The sequence below is a fragment of the Anaerostipes butyraticus genome (genome assembly GCF_016586355.1).
GTDB classification, from domain to species: Bacteria; Bacillota; Clostridia; order Lachnospirales; family Lachnospiraceae; genus Anaerostipes; species Anaerostipes butyraticus.
This window is the reverse complement of record NZ_BLYI01000001.1, coordinates 1-1139: the sequence shown is the minus strand read 5'-3', so window position 1 is coordinate 1139 and position 1139 is coordinate 1. Positions and strand designations below refer to the sequence as shown.

Here is a 1139-nt window from a genome sequence, read left to right as displayed (position 1 = left end):
CATAGAAGTAGGATCTTTTATTCTTTACCGCACTGTGTGCACTGACAACAAGCGTCTCCCGCAGTAAAGCGTTTCCTTTTCGGGTCTTGCCTGACTTTCGCTTTTTCGCACTCTCGTTATCGCCCGGACATAATCCAGCCCATGAGGCCAAGTGCCCATCGCTGGGAAACCGCTCCATGTCCGTGCCAAGGACCGAAATGATCGCCTGTGCGCTGGTATTTCCAATGCCGGGGATATCCTGGATCGCTTTTGCGGCTTGTTTTTCCTGCGGTTTCATGAAGTTATCAATATCATCATCAAGTTCGTTGATGATGGCATTGAGTTCATCCAGGTGTTTGAGAAGAAGCCGCAGCATTTTTCGCTGGATGTCAGACATGATCCCGTTCAGGTCGTCAATGATCTGTTCCTTTGATGCTTTCAGGTTGTGTGCGATGACTTTCTTTTCATAGAGGATGTCATATTCAGCAGAGCCGATCTGTTTCCCGGAAAGGATGTACTCCAGGATATTTCTGGCACTTTTGCCATTGATATCTGTGATCGTACCGGATATTTTGATATTGGCGCCTTCCAGCATCTTTTGGAGTCTGTTCAGTTCGCGGTTACGTTCCCTGACAAGGCTCTTGCGGTAACGAACGAGTTCCCGCAGTTCTCGCTGGTCTTTGTCCGGAATATAGCTTGCCCGGAGCAGGCCATGCATAAGAAGATCAGCGATCCATTCCGCATCCTTTACATCTGTCTTACGTCCTGGAACTGCCCTCATATGGCGGGCATTCACCACGATAGCATTCAGACCGGAAGATTCAAGGATATTATATAAGGGTTTCCAATAGGAGGCTGTGCTTTCCATGGCAGCCATTTCACAGCCGCCATCTTTCAGCCAGTCAGCCATTTCAAGGAGTTCTCTGGTTGTTGCACCGAACTCACGGATCTCTTGTTGGTTGCCTTTTTTGAAACAAGCGATGATAAGTTTTTTGTGCACATCAATACCACAACATTTGTCGTAAACTTTTTCCATAATGCTACCTCCATGGATAGAATTTACGGCATAGCTTCCTGTCTTTTGATATTTTACTGTACGTCCTTCTGCCGCGGTGCGGCTGGACAGATGGTGGTTCAAATGAGGAAGCTCACATTCAGTT

1 protein-coding gene is annotated in these 1139 nt (G+C 47.3%); it reads right to left on the bottom strand.

Features of this window, described 5'->3' with window-relative positions:
* Positions 1–1015 (bottom strand): IS110 family RNA-guided transposase (locus JMF81_RS00005; protein ID WP_201309473.1); only part of this gene is annotated, 1015 nt, incomplete at its 3' end.
* Between the last annotated feature and the right edge of the window lie 124 nt (positions 1016–1139).